This is a genomic window from Lentzea aerocolonigenes (assembly GCF_000955955.1).
Classification (GTDB): Bacteria; Actinomycetota; Actinomycetes; order Mycobacteriales; family Pseudonocardiaceae; genus Lentzea; species Lentzea aerocolonigenes_A.
Window position 1 is genome coordinate 39,018 of record NZ_JYJG01000016.1, and the last position, 15,001, is coordinate 54,018.

Consider the following 15,001-nt stretch of genomic DNA (forward strand, 5'->3'; position numbering starts at 1 on the left):
GCCTCGCCGGTGGGCAGCCTCCGTAAGTCCACATCGGACACCGGCTTGCTACCGGACGAGGAGTTTCCGCACCGTCTCCGCGATGCCGTCCACCCTCTTCAGCGCGGTCTCGTGGTCGGCACCGTCGTCCTCCCTGGCCAGCGTGTAGATCACCCCGCCGGCACTGGCGACGTGGTCGGGCACCCACACGATGCCGCGTTCCGCCAGCAGACCGGCGACAGCATCGTCGGTGAGCTGGTTGTTCGCGGGCCCCACGATCAGCCTGACGTCGAGGTGTTCGACCGTCCTCGGACTCAGCACACCTCCCACAGCCGCGGGCACGAGCACGTCGGCCTCGACCCGGTACGCCTGATCCGCAGGCACCCAGCCGAACTCGTCCGTCCGCCTGCTCTCGTCCACATCGGACACGATCACCTCCGCGCCGTCCAGCGACCGCGCGACGATCTCCCCCACCGAGCCGAACCCGCTGATCACCACCTTCCTGCCGACCAGGTCGTCCGTCCCGAAAACGTGCTGTGCAGCCGCTTTCAACGCCGCCAGCACCCCGCGCGCCGTGGGCCCGCTCGACGAGCCCGTGCCGCCGTGCTCCTCCGGCAGGCAGTAGACGTGCGGCGTCAGCTCGCTGAGCACCAGCATGTCGGCGGGCCCGGTGCCGACGTCCGGCCCTGCCTTGTAGGCACCGCCGAACTCGTTGATCAGGTCAGCGTGGTCGAGCAGCACCAGCCGGCGCAGCTCCGGGGTGAGCGGGCGGTCGGCCACGATCACGCTCTTGGCCCCGCCGTGCGGAATTCCCGCCGCCTCGCACTTGAGCGTCATGGCTTTCGACAGCCGCAGCACGTCGGTGACCGCGTTGGTGATCTGCTCGTAGGCCTTCATCCGGCAACCCCCGACCGCCACCCCCGCGTCGGTCGAGTGCACGGCGACCATCGTGGTCATCCCCGACCGCGGCCCGGTGCGGACGACGAGCCGTTCGTGTTCCCACATCTGCGTTCCTCCCCGAACTTCCACCATGTTCTGGCTTCGAAGTTAGGGTGAGGACCAGGGTTGGAGCGCATGTGCCGAACGTTGTTCGGCCGCGAGGGTCGAGGGACGACATGGACGAACTTGATTCGGCGATCGTGCGGGAACTGCAGCGCGATGCCCGGCAGTCGAACCGCGACATCGCCCGCAAGGTGGGCGTGGCACCGTCGACGTGCCTGGAGCGCACCCGGCTGCTGCGCGAGCGCGGCGTGATCCGCGGCTACCACGCCGACATCGCACCGGCCGCACTGAACCGCGGTGTGCAGGCGTTGGTGTCGGTGCAGGTCCGTCCGCTGAGCCGGATGGTGATCGACGCCTTCAAGGCCTTCGCCGCCGGCCTTCCCGAGGTGACGGCGGTGTTCGTGATGGCGGGCAGCGACGACTTCGTGATCCACGTGGGCGCGCAGGACAACGAGCACCTGCACGCGTTCCTGGTGGACAGGCTGAGTCAGCGCAAGGAGATCGTCGGCTTCCGCACGTCGATCATCTTCCAGCACCTGGCGAAGCACGACCCGGAGCCATTGCCGGACTAGCAGCGTGCTCGTCCAGCCGGACCGCCCGCGTCGGCCTGGGCGAACACCCCACCAGCAGCAGGCAGGCCGCGAGCACGGCCACAAGTCTCCCCGTGCTCGCGGATCCTGCCGGCCTGTTTCAACTCGCGTCGCTGGAATGCCCGGGAAAGAGGTGGGCGGACGGGTTGAGCATGACCGCGATGTTGTTGACAGCCGTCGCCGCCTCCCCGAACCCGGTGGCGATGAGCTTGACCTTGCCGGGGTACTGCGCGACGTCGCCCGCCGCGTAGACCCGGTCGAGCTTGGTCTGCATCGTGGTGTCGACGACGACCGCGCGGTGGTCGAGCTCCAGGCCCCACGACTCGATCGGTCCGAGGTCGGCCGTGAACCCGAGCGCCGCGACAACCGTCTGCGCGGGCAGCGTCTTCACGTCCTCGCCCTTGACCTTGACGTCCACTTCGGACAGAGGCTCCCCGCGCAGTGCCAGCACCTCGGCGTCGGTGATGATCTCGACGCCGAGCTCCCGCACCTGCCGCACGGTGGCGGCGTGCGCGCGGAAGTTGGCCCTGCGGTGCACGATCGTGACGCTGGCCGCGATCGGGTGCAGTGCCAGCGCCCAGTCGAACGCCGAGTCGCCACCGCCCACGATCACGACGTGCTGCCCGGCGTGCTCGGCCAGCACCGGCACGAAGTGCACCATGCCGCGACCCAGCCAACCGTCACCGGCGGGCAGCGGGCGCGGGTTGAACTCGCCCATGCCCGCCGTGATCAGCACGGCCTTGGTGTTGATCGTCGAGCCGTCCGCGAGGCCGATCGCCAGACCGTCCTCAATGGACTCGAGCGTGCGCGCCTGGCTGCCGAGCAGGTAGGTCGGCTTGAACTGCCCTGCCTGCTCCACCAGACCGTTGACGAGGTCGCGCCCGCGCACCGCGGGGAACCCGGCCACGTCGTAAATCATCTTCTCCGGATACATCGCTGTGACCTGGCCGCCAGGTTCTGGCAGCGCGTCGACCACGGCGACGTTCATTTCCCGGAAGCCTGCGTAGTAAGCGGCGAACAACCCCGTGGGACCAGCGCCCACGATGAGGAGGTCGACGTCACGCTCCATGAGAGGGCCCTTCTGCCAGTGGTGGGTGGCAGTGCTGTGATCGACGATAGAGACTCGGAGGTATGTCTGAACAGGAGTACCGCGTCGAGCACGACACGATGGGTGAGGTCCGGGTACCGGTCGACGCATTGTGGCGCGCCCAAACCCAACGCGCGGTCGAGAACTTCCCGATTTCCGGTCGAGGCCTGGAACGCGCCCAGATCAGGGCCCTGGGCCTGCTCAAGGCAGCAGCCGCCCGCGCCAACGCCCGCCTAGGCGTGTTGGACGACGACGTGGCCTCAGCGATCGCCTCCGCAGCCGACGACGTGGCCGCCGGCAAGTGGGACGACCAGTTCCCGGTCGACGTCTTCCAGACAGGTTCGGGCACGTCCTCGAACATGAACGCCAACGAGGTCATCGCCACCCTCGCGACGCACCACCTGGACCGCGACGTCCACCCGAACGACCACGTCAACGCCTCGCAGTCGTCCAACGACACCTTCCCGACCACCCTCCGAGTGGCCGCCACCGAAGCCGTCGTGCAGGACGTGATCCCGGCCTTCGAGCACCTCGCGTCCGTCCTGGAGTCGCGCGCCTCCGAGTGGTCTGACCTGGTCAAGTCCGGCCGCACCCACCTCATGGACGCCGTGCCGATCACCCTGGGCCAGGAAGCCGGCGCCTGGGCCTCCCAGGTCCGCTACTCCGTCGAACGCCTTCAGTCGTCCGTCCCCCGCCTGGCCGAACTCCCCATCGGCGGCACCGCGGTCGGCTCGGGCCTGAACGCCCCCGCTTCGTTCGGCGCCCTGGTCGCGGCCGAACTGGCGTCCGCGACCGGTCTCCCCTTGGTCGAGGCCCGCGACCACTTCGAGGCCCAGGCCACCCAGGACGGCGTCGTCGAGATCTCAGGCCAGCTGCGAGCCTCGGCAGTGGCGTTGTTCAAAATCGCCAACGACCTCCGCTGGCTCGGCTCCGGCCCCCGCACGGGCCTGGGCGAACTCGCTCTCCCCGACCTGCAGCCCGGTTCGTCGATCATGCCGGGCAAGGTCAACCCGGTGATCTCCGAAGCCACGATGATGGTCGTGGCCCAGGTGATCGGCAACGACGCCGCCGTCGCGTTCGCCGGCTCCCAGGGCAACTTCCAGCTGAACGTGATGCTGCCGGTCATCGCCCGCAACGTCCTGGAGTCCTCGCGTTTGCTGGCCGCCGTGGCTCGACTCTTGGCGGACAAGGTCCTCTCTGGTGCTGAAGCCCAGGCCGCGCAGATGCGCGAGTACGCGGAGTCCTCGCCGTCGATCGTGACGCCGTTGAACCGCTACCTGGGTTACGAGGAGGCGGCGTCGATCGCCAAGCAGTCGCTGAAGGAGCGCAAGACGATCCGCGAGGTGGTGCTGGAACGCGGCCACGTGCCGGCGAAGCTGTCGGAGGAACAGCTCGACGCGGCCCTGGACGTGCTGCACATGGCCCGAGGCGGCCGCTGAACGCTTGATTCCGGTGCCGGGCGACCCGGCACCGGGTCAGGAGTACATCGCGAGCCAGACGGCGATGTTGTGATCGCTGGCGTTTGCCGTAGGCGTGGATGTCGGCTCGCATGGCCGTTGAGCTGCGGTTTTCTTGCTCGATAGTTCTCACTGGTTTTCGACGCTTTGGGACGTCTCACGGCCTGTAGACGGCCTGGGAGTTGATCAACCACTACCGGGGCATCATCCCGACACTGAGCCGATCTCGCGGACAGTGGTGCTGGGTCAAGACACGCTTTCCCGTCTTGACGCGGTGCCGCTGGCCGTGGCTGATCATGGCGTGTCGGGGTGGTGCCCTTCGTGCTGTCCTGGGGTCGTCGCTCGGTGGCAAGGCGGCGTAGCCGTCGCGGCAGTCGATCGCCGTGCCCGGCTCGATCAGCTGGCCGCCTTCGCGATCGTCCCGGCTGGCGTCTGCTGGTAGCCCTTGGGTCTGATTCCGCCGTCGGTGGTGCGCTGCCGCGCCATCCGTGGGCCGTGCCGCCGTGGCCGGCGGGCGGAGCGAAGCGGGAGCCCGACGTGCCCGGATGGATGCGGGCCACGCTGGTAGGCGACTGGCCCGCTGCGCGCCGCCGACGGCGGCGCCTTGATCCAATAAAGCACAGTTCAGCAGCAACCCTCCGCAGCTCGCTCCGAAGATGTGCAGTGCTGAACAGCGGCACCACGCCTCCCAGCGCACCGTGTGACGAAAAGCTCTCGAAGCCGTCGCGTTAACCTTTGACGATGCGCCGCCCCGGTGAGCCCCCTCCGCCTAGATCAGTTGTGATGCGAGAGGGCAAGCTCAAGGCTACGGAGCGAGTACTCGACGAAGCTGAGGACGAACGAACTGAACGGGAGGATGACGGAACCTGGGACGGTGAGTTCCACCTGAGCGTGTTTGCCTCGACTCTTGAGCCTGGTGAGGAGCTTGACGCCGCAGTGGCCAGACTCTTCGGACCGCACCGCAGGGTCAAGTTCTACCGTGTAGCCACCGTGGAGGACCTTCAAGCAGCCGGATTCCAGCTTGCCGCGTCGCCTCCCGAGCCGTACCACTACGATGTACTTCTCGGAACAGAGTTGACCCCAGCGGTCGTTGAGAGGTTCGAGCGGTGCTTCGGTGACGCGAGGAGGAACCCAGCATGGACCCGCTGATCGCCGTACTCGGACAAGTAAGCGCTGCCGCCGTAGGCGCAGGCCTGGGCTCAATCCGGCATTTGGCATTCAAAGTAAGGCCGTTGCCGCGTGTCCGCGCAAACTTTAACGCTCTTACACAAGACGGACTTATCCGCGTGCGGGTCGCCGATTTCTCAGTACTACCTCAACAAGGCGCACGAGTGCTGGTCTTCGAGCCCGACGACGAGGTCGAAGGATTTGCGCGCGTGTCACACATAAATGCGAATACAGGTCTGGCCTACCTCGATGTCGCCTGGGATACTCTAAAGGATACAGAAGTGGTGGAAGTGGTCGACACTTGCCCTGCGCCTGAGCATCAAGGCTCGGTCGTACGCAACTCTCAGCCTTACGGAATCGTGACCACGAGCACGGTAACCGTATGATCGCGTACATTGAGCTTGCGCGTGCAGCAAATGTTGCCACCTCAGGAGAGCTTAACCTCCTAGGCGCGGGCTGGGACACCATTGGCCCTGCGCCTTTGCCAGCTTTTTCTGTCATCGCGACAATAAATGACTCTGATCAATCAGACGCTCGATCCTTTGACATCTGGCTACGCCTCGTTGATTCAGAAGGTCAGATCGTTTCCGCAGGAGACGAGAACAGTCGACTTATCGAGTACAGAACTAGCGTGCAAACCTCAAATCGAGAGAACCGTCCGCCGGGAATAAGCGGTGGCGCACGCATCATGATCGACCTGCAGAACGGCCTACCGCTCACACCTGGCCTTTACCGATGGATCCTAACCGCAGAAGGGTCCGAGTGGTCACGCGCCTTCTTCGTGCGGGAAAAGGAGGGCGAGTACGCCCCAATCGGGCGGAATATCGAGTGAACTACTAACAAGTCCGTTCGCAATCGAGGCCCATGCTGCCAGGGTTCACGCCAGCCAATAGTGCACTTAATCTATAACTGTTGAGGCATGCCAACGACAGGCAAAAGATCAACTAACGCCCGTCACCAATAAGGCCGATGCCATCATGGGCCCGAACTTTGACTGCGGGCTCAAATGCGTCTGAAACTCGCACTGCGTAAGCAGGAGCCATTGCCTCGCGGACTTCGTCGAGCGACATCCATCGAACCTCTGCCGCTTCTTCAGTAGCGCGACTGGGTTCGTCGAGCGGCCTACAAAGAAACACCAGCGCGACAATCCCTCGCTTCATGTTCTTGTAGACGCCCGCAAGACGTTCGACCTGGACCGAAATTCCGGTTTCTTCCAAGACCTCTCGACGCGCGCCCTCCTCGAAGGTCTCAGACATTTCAAGCACGCCACCTGGCGGTTCCCAGTGGCCGTTGTCACGGCGGCGAATGACAAGAACCTTGCCCTCGTCGTTGACGACGATTCCGGCAACACTCACGGAATGGCGGGGCGTCTCAGTCATTGCCTGCACTTTCCCTCAGCAGACGAGTATGAGAAACTGAACTCGTCTAGTCGTCTGTAGGAGTAGGTGACCATGCTCGATCTAGGAACTATAGACAGGTCCAACGATCGGCCGCCGTACCGCCAGATCGCGGACATCCTTCGCGCGCACATCGATCACGGACGCCTGGCTCCTGGCGAGCAGCTGCCCTCCGAAGCCACGCTGATCGACCACTTCGGGGTAGCCCGGATGACGGTCCGCGAAGCGATCAAGGAGCTGAGAACCGAAGGCCTCGTCGTCGCCCAGCACGGCAAGGGCGTCTTCGTGCGCTCCGCTCCCCCGGTGCGCCGACTCGCCTCCGACCGGTTCGCAAGGAGACACCGCAAGGAAGGCAAGTCCGCGTTCATCGCCGAAGCCGAAGCATCCGGCCACGTGCCGGGCGTCGACCAGATCCGCGTGACGAACGAGGCCGCCTCGCCAGAGGTCGCCGAACGGCTCCGCCTCAAGCCGCGGGAACGTGTCATCGTCCGGTCGCGGCGCTACCTGGCCGACGGCCGGCCAGTGGAGACGGCAACCTCGTACATCCCCGAGGCCATCGCCAAGGGCACGCCGATCGCAGAGGTCAACACAGGCCCTGGCGGCATCTATGGCCGTATCGAGGACGCGGGACACGAGCTGGCGCGCTTCACGGAAGAGGTGTCCGCTCGGATGCCGACGCCTGACGAACGCAAGGCGTTGGAGATCGGCGCAGGAATCCCGGTCATGACCCTGGTACGCACGGCTTACGACACGAACGGCGTCCCGGTGGAGGTGTGCGACACGGTGAAGATCGCGCACTCCTTCGTCCTGGAGTACGACGTCCCGGCCCAGTAGACAGCGCTTGCAAAAGCGAACAATCGAGAGGACTGATTGAACTCCTCTAGACGACTAGCTAACCTGAACTCGTCTAGACGACTAGGCAAGCTAAGGGCCCGGCACAACGGGCAACGACTGAAGAGGTGCACAACATGGCTATCCCCGCTGGTCACAGGTTTCCGATCACCTTCGACGAGCTGTTCCCACAGGGCTTCTACGTCATCTCGGTGGAGCGGGCGAACGACTGGGCCGACGGAAAGACCAAGCCCGCTGTCTGCAAGCTGACGGGTCGTCCGGTGTGGACGGTGCAGGGCACGGACCCGTCCGCGAAGGGCAAGAACACCGGACAGGTCGTGAAGATCGCGGCCGACTACCAGCCGGTTCCGCCGGAGACGATGCCGGGCACGCCGTTCCGCCCGGCGGTGTTCACCGGGCTGAAGGTCACGCCGTACGTGCGTGACGGCTGGGTCAACTACACGATCTGGGCCGACGAGATGCACTCGGCGTTGCCCGCGAACCGTGGCGGAGCAAAGCAGTCGGCCAAGCCTGCGGGCACTGACGCGGCTGCGGCCTGAGCGGAGGAGACCTGATGTTGAACGCTACTGCTGCGCCTGGGCCTCAGTCGGCCGCAGACATGGTCATGATCACCGAGGACATTCCCGCCCTGGTGATGTTCCTCGACCCCGGCAACATGGCGATCCAGTTGCCCAACACCCCCGAGGGTCCGGGCGTGATGGCTCGGCTCGCCCGTGAGATCGAGAACAGCGCGCGGAAGCTCGCCGAGATGCTGGAGCTCAAGCACGGCTTGGTGGCTGGCAAGCACCACCTGACTGATCCGTCCTGGTTCAGCGACTCCGGCGCGGGCTCGGACGAAGCCCGCATGTAGAGCGGCGCGGGACGGGTGGACTCGGCTGCTACCCCGTCGGCCCGTCCCGCGCCTTCCCCAACAACCACAAGGGCTGTGGTGCCCGCGAGGCTACGCCTGGCGGAGTTGAGAGAACGCTTCGAGAGGAACAACTGAACAGCAGGACCACGGTTGGCGTGGTCGCGGGGAGACAGTCCAAGTCTTGGCGGGCTCGACTGTCTCCCTGCGACTTCACGCTGACTCGATCAGCCATGCATTCGTTGGGACACAAGGAGATTCGGGTCATGCAGAGGGTATCGCCACACACATGTGGCGCGTCAAGCGGGACCGGTCGTCCGTCCGGATGGAAGCTGCCGAACGGTCGGCGTTGCCAGGTGTGCCACCGGTTCGGGATCTACGCACCCGGACAGATCAAGTGCTGTGGCTGCCTCGGCTGGTTGCCGCTCATCTTCGTCATCGTCGTGAACGGTGGTGAGGCGTGATGTCCGGGAACCGCTGGGTTGATCCCGCTCCGTTCGAGGGCGTCCGACCACGTCTGCCGTGGTGGTTCTTCCTGCCCCGGTGGGTCAAGGTCGTGTCACTGCCCATCGCGTTGGTAGTCGTGCTCGTCTGGCTGGCGGTGCGCCTGGCGGTCCTCGCCGTGCGCTACCCGGTCGCGGTGATCTGCGGCGTCACCGTCCACCTGATCTACGTCCACTGCGGGCCCTGGGCACTCGTCATCGTCGTGCTGAGCGCAACGGCCGGGTTGGTGATCTGGGCAGGGCTTCATCGGCCGTCGTTCGTACGGCATGGATGGCACCGAGTGCTGACGGAGTGGCGTCGGGCAACGGTCTACGTCCCGCAGTGGCGCACCGTGACGCGGCTCGCCGTACTCACGAAAGACAGCAGGGGCAAGGAGTTCCGGCCAAAGCTGCGTCAGGTGCGCTCGGAGGGCTGGCGGGATCGTGTGCGGGTCAAGATGGTTCCCGCGCAGTCTCCAGAGCAGTGGGAGGCGCGGCGGGACAACCTGGCGCACTCCTTCAACGCCAAGTCGTGCCGTGTCCGCGTGTTGAAGCCTCGGGTGCTCGAACTCGATTTCATCCACTCTGACCCGCTGGCTCGCGCGGTGCCGGTGCCTGCGCTGTCCGATGACGCGGCGACGGTGAACCTCAAGCGGGTCATGGTCGGCAGGACGGAGACCGGTCGGCCGTGGCTGCTGCGCCTGCTCGGCTCTCAGCTCCTTGTCGTCGGTGTGCCTGGTGCGGGCAAGGGCTCGGTGCTCTGGTCGATCGTCTGGCAACTCGCCCCGGCCATCCGCGCGGGACTCGTGCGCCTCGTCGGCATCGATCCCAAGGGTGGCATGGAACTCGGGCAGTGCCCGGACGCCTTCGCCAAGGTCGTCTACGACAACGGCCCTGACGCGGTCGAACTGCTGGAAGAGATCGCCGCAGAGGTCAAGGAACGGGCCTCGCGCTACCGGGGCATTCGACGGCTCTGGGCGCGCTCGACCGGTGAGCCGTTCACGGTGCTGATCGTGGACGAACTGGCCGACGTGATCGCCTACCAGACGGACAAGAACCTGCGGGACCGCGCGACTCGTGCAGTGCAGACGATCACCTCGCAGGGACGCGCTCCGGGTTTCGCGGTCGTCGCGGTCGTCCAGGACCCGCGCAAGGAGATCGTCGGCTTCCGGCACCTGTTCACCACCCGCGTGGCTCTGCGGCTGGATGAGCCGGTGCAGGTGGACATGGTCCTGGGTGACGGCGTTCGCCAGCGAGGTGCGGCGGCTCACGAGATCAGCGAGAACACGCCTGGCGTGGCCTGGATCAAGCAGGACGGCCACAGGGAACCGGAACGCGCTCGGGCCTTCCACGTCAGGGACGCGGACCTGGTCGAGCTGGCCCTGTTCCTCGGCGACGCGACGGTGCACGAGTTCACCGGACGCCCGGACGGTCCAGAAGGGATGGCGGCATGACCGGCGTTGTTCCCGCTGTGCCCCTTGATGTTGCGGGCATGACCTCGGCGGAGCGGGCGCGTCTGCCGCTCACGCTGGACGTGATCAAGGCTGCCGCTGAGCAGCACGGCGTGTGCACCCGGCCAGTGATGCGTGAGGTCGTCGACCTCGACACCGGAGAGGTGCGCATCGTCGCGGTGCGGTGCAACTCCACCCAAGCCAGCAAGTGCCCGGCGTGCGCGGATCGCAACCGCCGCTCTCGCATGGCGCAGTGCCGCGAGGGATGGCACCTCGATCGCGAGCCCATCGCCGAGCGCGAGACACCTACGCCTGATCAGGTCGCGCTCGTCACGTACCGGTCGGACCTGACGGCGGAGTACCGCAAGGCTGAGGTTGAAGGTGCGGTCGACCAGGTCGACGACCTCCGGGAAGCCATCAGTGAGGCGGACGCTGACCTGCGCAGGGAGGGAGTCCGCGGGAACCTTCCCGCCGTCGAACGGCCGGCCAGAACAGCCCCGAGTCGGTCGACTCGTCGGCGTCAGGACGCGCCCAACCTCCCTCGGCGCAAGGTGGACAAGCGCACGGTCGGCAGAGAGTTCGCGGGCAAGTACCGGCCGTCGACGTTCATCACGCTCACGCTCGACACCTACGGCAAGGTGCGCGACGACGGCACACCGGTCGACCCGAGTACGTACGACTACCGCCGTGCTGCGAGAGACGCCGTGCACTTCGCGTCGCTGGTGGACCGGTGGTGGCAGAACCTCCGGCGGGTCGTGGGCTTCGACGCGCAGTACTTCGGCACGGTCGAGCCGCAGAAGCGCATCACGCCACACGCGCACTTCGCCGTCCGGGGCTCGATCCCGCACCAGGTCGTCCGGGACGTCACGGCGGCCACCTACCTCCAGGTGTGGTGGCCCAGCCACGACGAGATCAAGTACAGCGGCAAGCGGCTGCCCGTGTGGGACATGCGCACCAAGGGCTTCGTAGACCCAGACACGAGCCTCCCCCTGACCTCGTGGGTCGACGCGGTGGCGAATCTCGACGTCCCGGCGCACGTGGCTGAGTTCGGCGCTCAGGTGCACTCCAAAGGCATTCTTGGTGGCACTGAGGAAGCCGGGCGGCACATCGGATACCTGACCAAGTACCTCGTGAAGTCGATCTCCGAGGTCGTGGAGATCGACGGCTCGGCTCGGGTCTCCGACCACGCGGACCGCCTGGCCGCCGAGCTGGCTGTGACGCCGTGTTCGGACCGGTGCGCGGTGTGGCTCATCTACGGCGTGCAGCCCAAGGGCACGAACTCCCGGATGACTCCAGGGCGCTGCCGTTCCAAGGCACACCGCCGGGAAACCCTCGGCCTGCCCGGCCGACGTGTGCTCGTGTCTCGGCGTTGGTCGGGGAAGACCCTCGCCGAACACAAGTCCGACCGGACCGTGTTCGTAAAGGAAGCGCTGGCTGCGGCGGGCATCGTCAAGGAAGAGACCAACCGGACGCGGCTGATGTGGTCGCCCGTCCGCGCCGGTGATCCGCACGTTCCCGGCCGCGCCGAACTGCTCATGCAGATGATCGCGCAACGCCTGAAGTGGAGAGCCGAGTACGACCAGGCGCTCGCCGCCCAGCCTCGGCCCTCGCCAGATCTTTCAGCAACTCCAGCAATAGCCGCCTGATCCGGGGGGATCTGCATGTCGGACGTCGAACCGTTGTGGGGTGTGGAAGAGGTCTCGGCCTTCCTGAGGGTGCCGATCAAGACGCTCTACCAGTGGAAATGGCGGAGCTACGGCCCGCCTGTGCGCAAGGTCGGCAAGCACCTGCGCTATGTGCCCGCACAGGTACGCCTGTGGGTTGAAGAAGATCAAGCAGCGTAGGGGAGAACAGCGATGGGACACGTGCAGGATCGTTGGTGGAAAGAGGTGAAGGACCCGGAGACCAAGCAGGTCACGCGGGTCAAGACCGACCTGTACGGCAAGGGACTGCGGTACAAGGTGCGCTACTTCGATCCCCAGGGGAACGAAAAGAGCAAGAGCTTCCCGGACCGGCAGAAGAAGGCGGCGGAGAACTTCCTGCTTGAGGTCGAGTCGGACAAGCTCGAAGGCAAGTACGTCGACCCAAAAGCCGGTGAGGTCAAGTTCGAGGTCTACGTCGAGAGCTGGTTCGGCGGGCAGTCACAGGACGCTGCAACACAGGAGAACCTGCGCTACCAGGTGAACAAGCGCCTGGTGCCGTTCTTCGGCAAGAGCAGCCTCAAGGCCATCGACATTCCGATGGTTCGCAGCTGGATCAGCGGCATGACCGAGGACGAGCTCTCGCTCACCTATCAGCAACCGCTGTTCGACCGGCTCTCCTCGATCCTCAACGCTGCGGTGGAGGAAAGGAAGCTGCACGCCAACGTCTGCAAGGCACGGAGCGTGCAGCGTCCTTCACCACCGGAACGCCGGGTCAAGCCTTGGCCGGAGAAGCGGTTGCACTCGGTCCGCCTGGCGCTGCCCACCCGGTACAAGCCTGCGGCTGTGCTCGGAGCCGGGGCGGGAATGCGGCAGGGCGAGATCTTCGGCTTCTCCCCCGACGACATCGACCGGGAGGCACGGGAGCTCCACATCGTCCGGCAGGTGCGGATCGTGAAGAACACGCTCGTGTTCGCTCTGCCCAAGAGCAAGAAGGAACGCAGCGTCCCGGCCGGTGACGGCGTCCTGGACGAGCTGGACGACTACATGGAGGAGTTCCCGCCGATCGCCGTCACGCTGCCCTGGGAGAAGCCTGGAGGGCGTCCCGTGACCGTCCGGCTGCTCATGACGACCCCGGACAAGAACGCCTGCCGACGCCAGAAGTTCAACATGGGCGTGTGGCGTCCGGCATTCGCGCGGGCTGGCCTCACCTACGTGACGCAGGACGACGGGATGCACGCGCTCAGGCATCTCTACGCGTCCGTCCAACTGGAGAACGGCGTCTCCATCAAGGCCCTGAGCGTCAACCTCGGACACAGCGACCCTGGGTTCACGCTGCGGGTCTACACCCACCTGATGCCTTCCAGCGGCGACAAGAGCAGGAAGGCCGCCAACGCGCTCTTCAAGCCGAAGAGGCGGGCTGACGGCCTGGAGACGGCCTAGAGAGATCGACTAGCCAGAAAACACCAGGTCAGGAGTACATCGCGAGCCAGATGGCGATGTAGTGGCAGATCGCCGCCACCACGGTCGCCGCGTGGAAGAACTCGTGATACCCGAACACCGAAGGCCACGGATTGGGCCACCGAGTCGCGTAGAAGACCGCCCCAACGGTGTAGAGCGCCCCGCCCACCAACAGCAACACCAGCGCGGCAACCCCGGCGTGGTGCAACAGTTCGGGCAGCACGAACACCGCGACCCAGCCGAGAGCGATGTAGATCGGCACCCCGAGCCACCGCGGTGCATGCGGCCAGGCGAGCTTCAGCGTCACGCCCAGAACCGCGCCGATCCACACCACGGTCAGCACGACGCGCCCGGTAGAAGCGTCCATCGCCAGAAGCGCGAACGGCGTGTAGGTGCCGGCGATGAACACGAAGATCATCGAGTGGTCGAGGCGCTTCATCCACGTGCGCACTCGGTCGGACTTCCACGTCACGCGGTGATACAGCGCGGAGACGCCGAACAAGCCCAGGACCGTCAGGCCGTAGACCGAGGTGGCCAGAGCGGCGCGTGCGGACACTGTGGACGCGGCGAGGGCGATCAGTGTCGCGCCTGTCGCCACCGAGGCTATGAAGGACCAGAGGTGCAGCCAACCACGAAGGCGCGGCCGCAGTCCGGGCTGTGGAGGAATGGTCGCAGTGGTCACGAGAACTCAGGTTACGCGACCGTAGGTTTCGGACCGCGGCTCTGTGGCCAAGCTTGCACGGCGTACGCTGTTCGGACGTGGCACTCCGCACCCGTGTGAAAGACGTCGCTATCCACTTCTACGAGTGGATTCTCCGGCGCGAGCTGAGCGGGACACAGGTGCCCAAGCACGTCGGCGTCGTCCTCGACGGCAACCGGCGGTGGGCGCGCGAGGCCGGGTTCACGGACGTCGCGCACGGGCATCGGGCCGGCGCGCGCAAGATTCTCGAGCTGCTCGAGTGGTGCGGTGACTCCGGTGTCGAGGTCGTCACGCTCTGGATGCTGAGCACCGACAACCTCAACCGGCCCACCGAAGAGCTGGCCCCGTTGCTCGACATCATCGCCGACATCACCGACGAGCTCGCCGAGGACGGCAAGCCGTGGAAGGTGCGGCACGTCGGCGCGATCGACATGCTGCCCCAGGAGCACGCCGAGCGGCTCACCACGGCGGCGAACAAGACCAAGGACCGCAAGGGCATTCAGGTCAACGTCGCGGTGGCGTACGGCGGCCGGCAGGAGATCGCGGACGCCGTGCGGAAGCTCCTGCAGTCGCACGCCGAGCGCGGCGGCACCATCGAGGAGCTGGCCGAGGTCCTGGACGTCGACCACATCGCCGAGCACCTCTACACGTCCGGGCAGCCGGATCCGGACCTGATCATCCGCACGTCCGGTGAGCAGCGGCTCTCCGGGTTCATGCTGTGGCAGTCGGCGCACTCGGAGTTCTGGTTCTGCGAGGCCTACTGGCCCGGTTTCCGGCGCACCGACTTCCTGCGGGCCATGCGCGAGTACGCCAAACGGCACCGCAGGTACGGCAACTGACGAAAGAGGGGCGCTCACCGCGATCGGTGGGCGCCCCTCTTCGAAGACGA

The 15,001-nt window shown here is 66.0% G+C and carries 17 protein-coding genes; 13 read left to right on the forward strand and 4 right to left on the reverse strand.

Going from position 1 to position 15,001, the window contains the following annotated elements; translation table 11 throughout:
* Window positions 1-48: 48 nt before the first annotated feature.
* A complete protein-coding gene (locus tag UK23_RS03880; protein WP_063778037.1) occupies window positions 49-984 on the reverse strand; it encodes a Glu/Leu/Phe/Val dehydrogenase dimerization domain-containing protein in 936 nt (311 codons plus the stop codon).
* Window positions 985-1,094: 110 nt separating this feature from the next.
* Between UK23_RS03880 and UK23_RS03885 the strand changes: the two genes are divergently transcribed.
* Window positions 1,095-1,553, forward strand: a complete 459-nt coding sequence (locus UK23_RS03885) for an Lrp/AsnC family transcriptional regulator (RefSeq protein ID WP_045309947.1) — start codon at window positions 1,095-1,097, stop codon at window positions 1,551-1,553.
* Window positions 1,554-1,671: 118 nt separating this feature from the next.
* Here UK23_RS03885 and UK23_RS03890 read toward each other — a convergent pair whose 3' ends face one another.
* Complete coding sequence (locus UK23_RS03890) at window positions 1,672-2,640, reverse strand: NAD(P)/FAD-dependent oxidoreductase (RefSeq protein ID WP_045309948.1); 969 nt, start codon at window positions 2,638-2,640, stop codon at window positions 1,672-1,674.
* Window positions 2,641-2,702: 62 nt separating this feature from the next.
* Here UK23_RS03890 and UK23_RS03895 point away from each other — a divergent pair, with 62 nt between their 5' ends.
* The 4 genes from UK23_RS03895 (at window position 2,703) to UK23_RS51240 (ending at window position 6,114) form a co-directional block, all read left to right on the forward strand.
* Window positions 2,703-4,097 carry a class II fumarate hydratase gene (locus UK23_RS03895; RefSeq protein ID WP_045309949.1) on the forward strand — a complete coding sequence of 465 codons (1,395 nt, stop codon included), beginning with the start codon at window positions 2,703-2,705 and terminating at the stop codon, window positions 4,095-4,097.
* An 801-nt stretch (window positions 4,098-4,898) separates the two neighbouring features.
* Window positions 4,899-5,264, forward strand: a complete 366-nt coding sequence (locus UK23_RS03900; protein WP_156212722.1) for a hypothetical protein — start codon at window positions 4,899-4,901, stop codon at window positions 5,262-5,264.
* A complete protein-coding gene (locus UK23_RS51235; protein ID WP_156212724.1) occupies window positions 5,252-5,668 on the forward strand; it encodes a hypothetical protein in 417 nt (138 codons plus the stop codon). Before UK23_RS03900 ends, UK23_RS51235 begins: the two co-directional genes overlap by 13 nt.
* Window positions 5,665-6,114: a hypothetical protein gene (locus UK23_RS51240; RefSeq protein WP_156212726.1), complete on the forward strand. Its 450-nt coding sequence runs from the start codon at window positions 5,665-5,667 to the stop codon at window positions 6,112-6,114. Before UK23_RS51235 ends, UK23_RS51240 begins: the two co-directional genes overlap by 4 nt.
* 112 nt (window positions 6,115-6,226) lie before the next feature.
* Here the strand turns inward: UK23_RS51240 and UK23_RS49970 are convergent, their stop codons facing one another.
* Window positions 6,227-6,661 carry an NUDIX hydrolase gene (locus UK23_RS49970; protein WP_082114397.1) on the reverse strand — a complete coding sequence of 145 codons (435 nt, stop codon included), beginning with the start codon at window positions 6,659-6,661 and terminating at the stop codon, window positions 6,227-6,229.
* 72 nt (window positions 6,662-6,733) lie between these two features.
* Between UK23_RS49970 and UK23_RS03905 the strand changes: the two genes are divergently transcribed.
* From UK23_RS03905 to UK23_RS03935, 7 genes are all read left to right on the forward strand, one after another.
* Complete coding sequence (locus UK23_RS03905; protein WP_045310018.1) at window positions 6,734-7,513, forward strand: GntR family transcriptional regulator; 780 nt, start codon at window positions 6,734-6,736, stop codon at window positions 7,511-7,513.
* A gap of 134 nt (window positions 7,514-7,647) precedes the next feature.
* Window positions 7,648-8,070, forward strand: a complete 423-nt coding sequence (locus UK23_RS03910) for a hypothetical protein (RefSeq protein WP_045310019.1) — start codon at window positions 7,648-7,650, stop codon at window positions 8,068-8,070.
* A gap of 14 nt (window positions 8,071-8,084) precedes the next feature.
* On the forward strand, window positions 8,085-8,381 hold the full coding sequence (locus UK23_RS03915; RefSeq protein ID WP_156212728.1) for a hypothetical protein: 297 nt from the start codon (window positions 8,085-8,087) through the stop codon (window positions 8,379-8,381).
* Between the two features lie 460 nt (window positions 8,382-8,841).
* Window positions 8,842-10,314 carry an FtsK/SpoIIIE domain-containing protein gene (locus UK23_RS03920; RefSeq protein ID WP_045309952.1) on the forward strand — a complete coding sequence of 491 codons (1,473 nt, stop codon included), beginning with the start codon at window positions 8,842-8,844 and terminating at the stop codon, window positions 10,312-10,314.
* Entirely contained in the window at window positions 10,311-11,957 is a 1,647-nt protein-coding gene (locus tag UK23_RS03925) for a replication initiator (protein ID WP_082114389.1), read from the forward strand. The genes UK23_RS03920 and UK23_RS03925 overlap by 4 nt, the downstream gene beginning before the upstream one ends.
* Window positions 11,958-11,972: 15 nt before the next feature.
* Entirely contained in the window at window positions 11,973-12,155 is a 183-nt protein-coding gene (locus UK23_RS03930; RefSeq protein ID WP_045309954.1) for a helix-turn-helix domain-containing protein, read from the forward strand.
* A 12-nt stretch (window positions 12,156-12,167) separates the two neighbouring features.
* Entirely contained in the window at window positions 12,168-13,394 is a 1,227-nt protein-coding gene (locus tag UK23_RS03935) for a tyrosine-type recombinase/integrase (protein WP_045309955.1), read from the forward strand.
* 28 nt (window positions 13,395-13,422) lie between these two features.
* Here UK23_RS03935 and trhA read toward each other — a convergent pair whose 3' ends face one another.
* Complete coding sequence (gene trhA / locus UK23_RS03940; RefSeq protein ID WP_045309956.1) at window positions 13,423-14,094, reverse strand: PAQR family membrane homeostasis protein TrhA; 672 nt, start codon at window positions 14,092-14,094, stop codon at window positions 13,423-13,425.
* A gap of 77 nt (window positions 14,095-14,171) precedes the next feature.
* Between trhA and UK23_RS03945 the strand changes: the two genes are divergently transcribed.
* Entirely contained in the window at window positions 14,172-14,951 is a 780-nt protein-coding gene (locus UK23_RS03945) for an isoprenyl transferase (RefSeq protein ID WP_045309957.1), read from the forward strand.
* Window positions 14,952-15,001 lie beyond the last annotated feature (50 nt).

What these genes read in the sequence shown, in the direction of transcription:
- UK23_RS03880 (WP_063778037.1), bottom strand. Translation starts at nt 984, where the DNA reads ATGTGGGAACACGAACGGCTCGTCGTCCGCACCGGGCCGCGGTCGGGG.
- UK23_RS03885 (WP_045309947.1), top strand. Translation starts at nt 1,095, where the DNA reads ATGGACGAACTTGATTCGGCGATCGTGCGGGAACTGCAGCGCGATGCC.
- UK23_RS03890 (WP_045309948.1), bottom strand. Translation starts at nt 2,640, where the DNA reads ATGGAGCGTGACGTCGACCTCCTCATCGTGGGCGCTGGTCCCACGGGG.
- UK23_RS03895 (WP_045309949.1), top strand. Translation starts at nt 2,703, where the DNA reads ATGTCTGAACAGGAGTACCGCGTCGAGCACGACACGATGGGTGAGGTC.
- UK23_RS03900 (WP_156212722.1), top strand. Translation starts at nt 4,899, where the DNA reads ATGCGAGAGGGCAAGCTCAAGGCTACGGAGCGAGTACTCGACGAAGCT.
- UK23_RS51235 (WP_156212724.1), top strand. Translation starts at nt 5,252, where the DNA reads ATGGACCCGCTGATCGCCGTACTCGGACAAGTAAGCGCTGCCGCCGTA.
- UK23_RS51240 (WP_156212726.1), top strand. Translation starts at nt 5,665, where the DNA reads ATGATCGCGTACATTGAGCTTGCGCGTGCAGCAAATGTTGCCACCTCA.
- UK23_RS49970 (WP_082114397.1), bottom strand. Translation starts at nt 6,661, where the DNA reads ATGACTGAGACGCCCCGCCATTCCGTGAGTGTTGCCGGAATCGTCGTC.
- UK23_RS03905 (WP_045310018.1), top strand. Translation starts at nt 6,734, where the DNA reads ATGCTCGATCTAGGAACTATAGACAGGTCCAACGATCGGCCGCCGTAC.
- UK23_RS03910 (WP_045310019.1), top strand. Translation starts at nt 7,648, where the DNA reads ATGGCTATCCCCGCTGGTCACAGGTTTCCGATCACCTTCGACGAGCTG.
- UK23_RS03915 (WP_156212728.1), top strand. Translation starts at nt 8,085, where the DNA reads ATGTTGAACGCTACTGCTGCGCCTGGGCCTCAGTCGGCCGCAGACATG.
- UK23_RS03920 (WP_045309952.1), top strand. Translation starts at nt 8,842, where the DNA reads ATGTCCGGGAACCGCTGGGTTGATCCCGCTCCGTTCGAGGGCGTCCGA.
- UK23_RS03925 (WP_082114389.1), top strand. Translation starts at nt 10,311, where the DNA reads ATGACCGGCGTTGTTCCCGCTGTGCCCCTTGATGTTGCGGGCATGACC.
- UK23_RS03930 (WP_045309954.1), top strand. Translation starts at nt 11,973, where the DNA reads ATGTCGGACGTCGAACCGTTGTGGGGTGTGGAAGAGGTCTCGGCCTTC.
- UK23_RS03935 (WP_045309955.1), top strand. Translation starts at nt 12,168, where the DNA reads ATGGGACACGTGCAGGATCGTTGGTGGAAAGAGGTGAAGGACCCGGAG.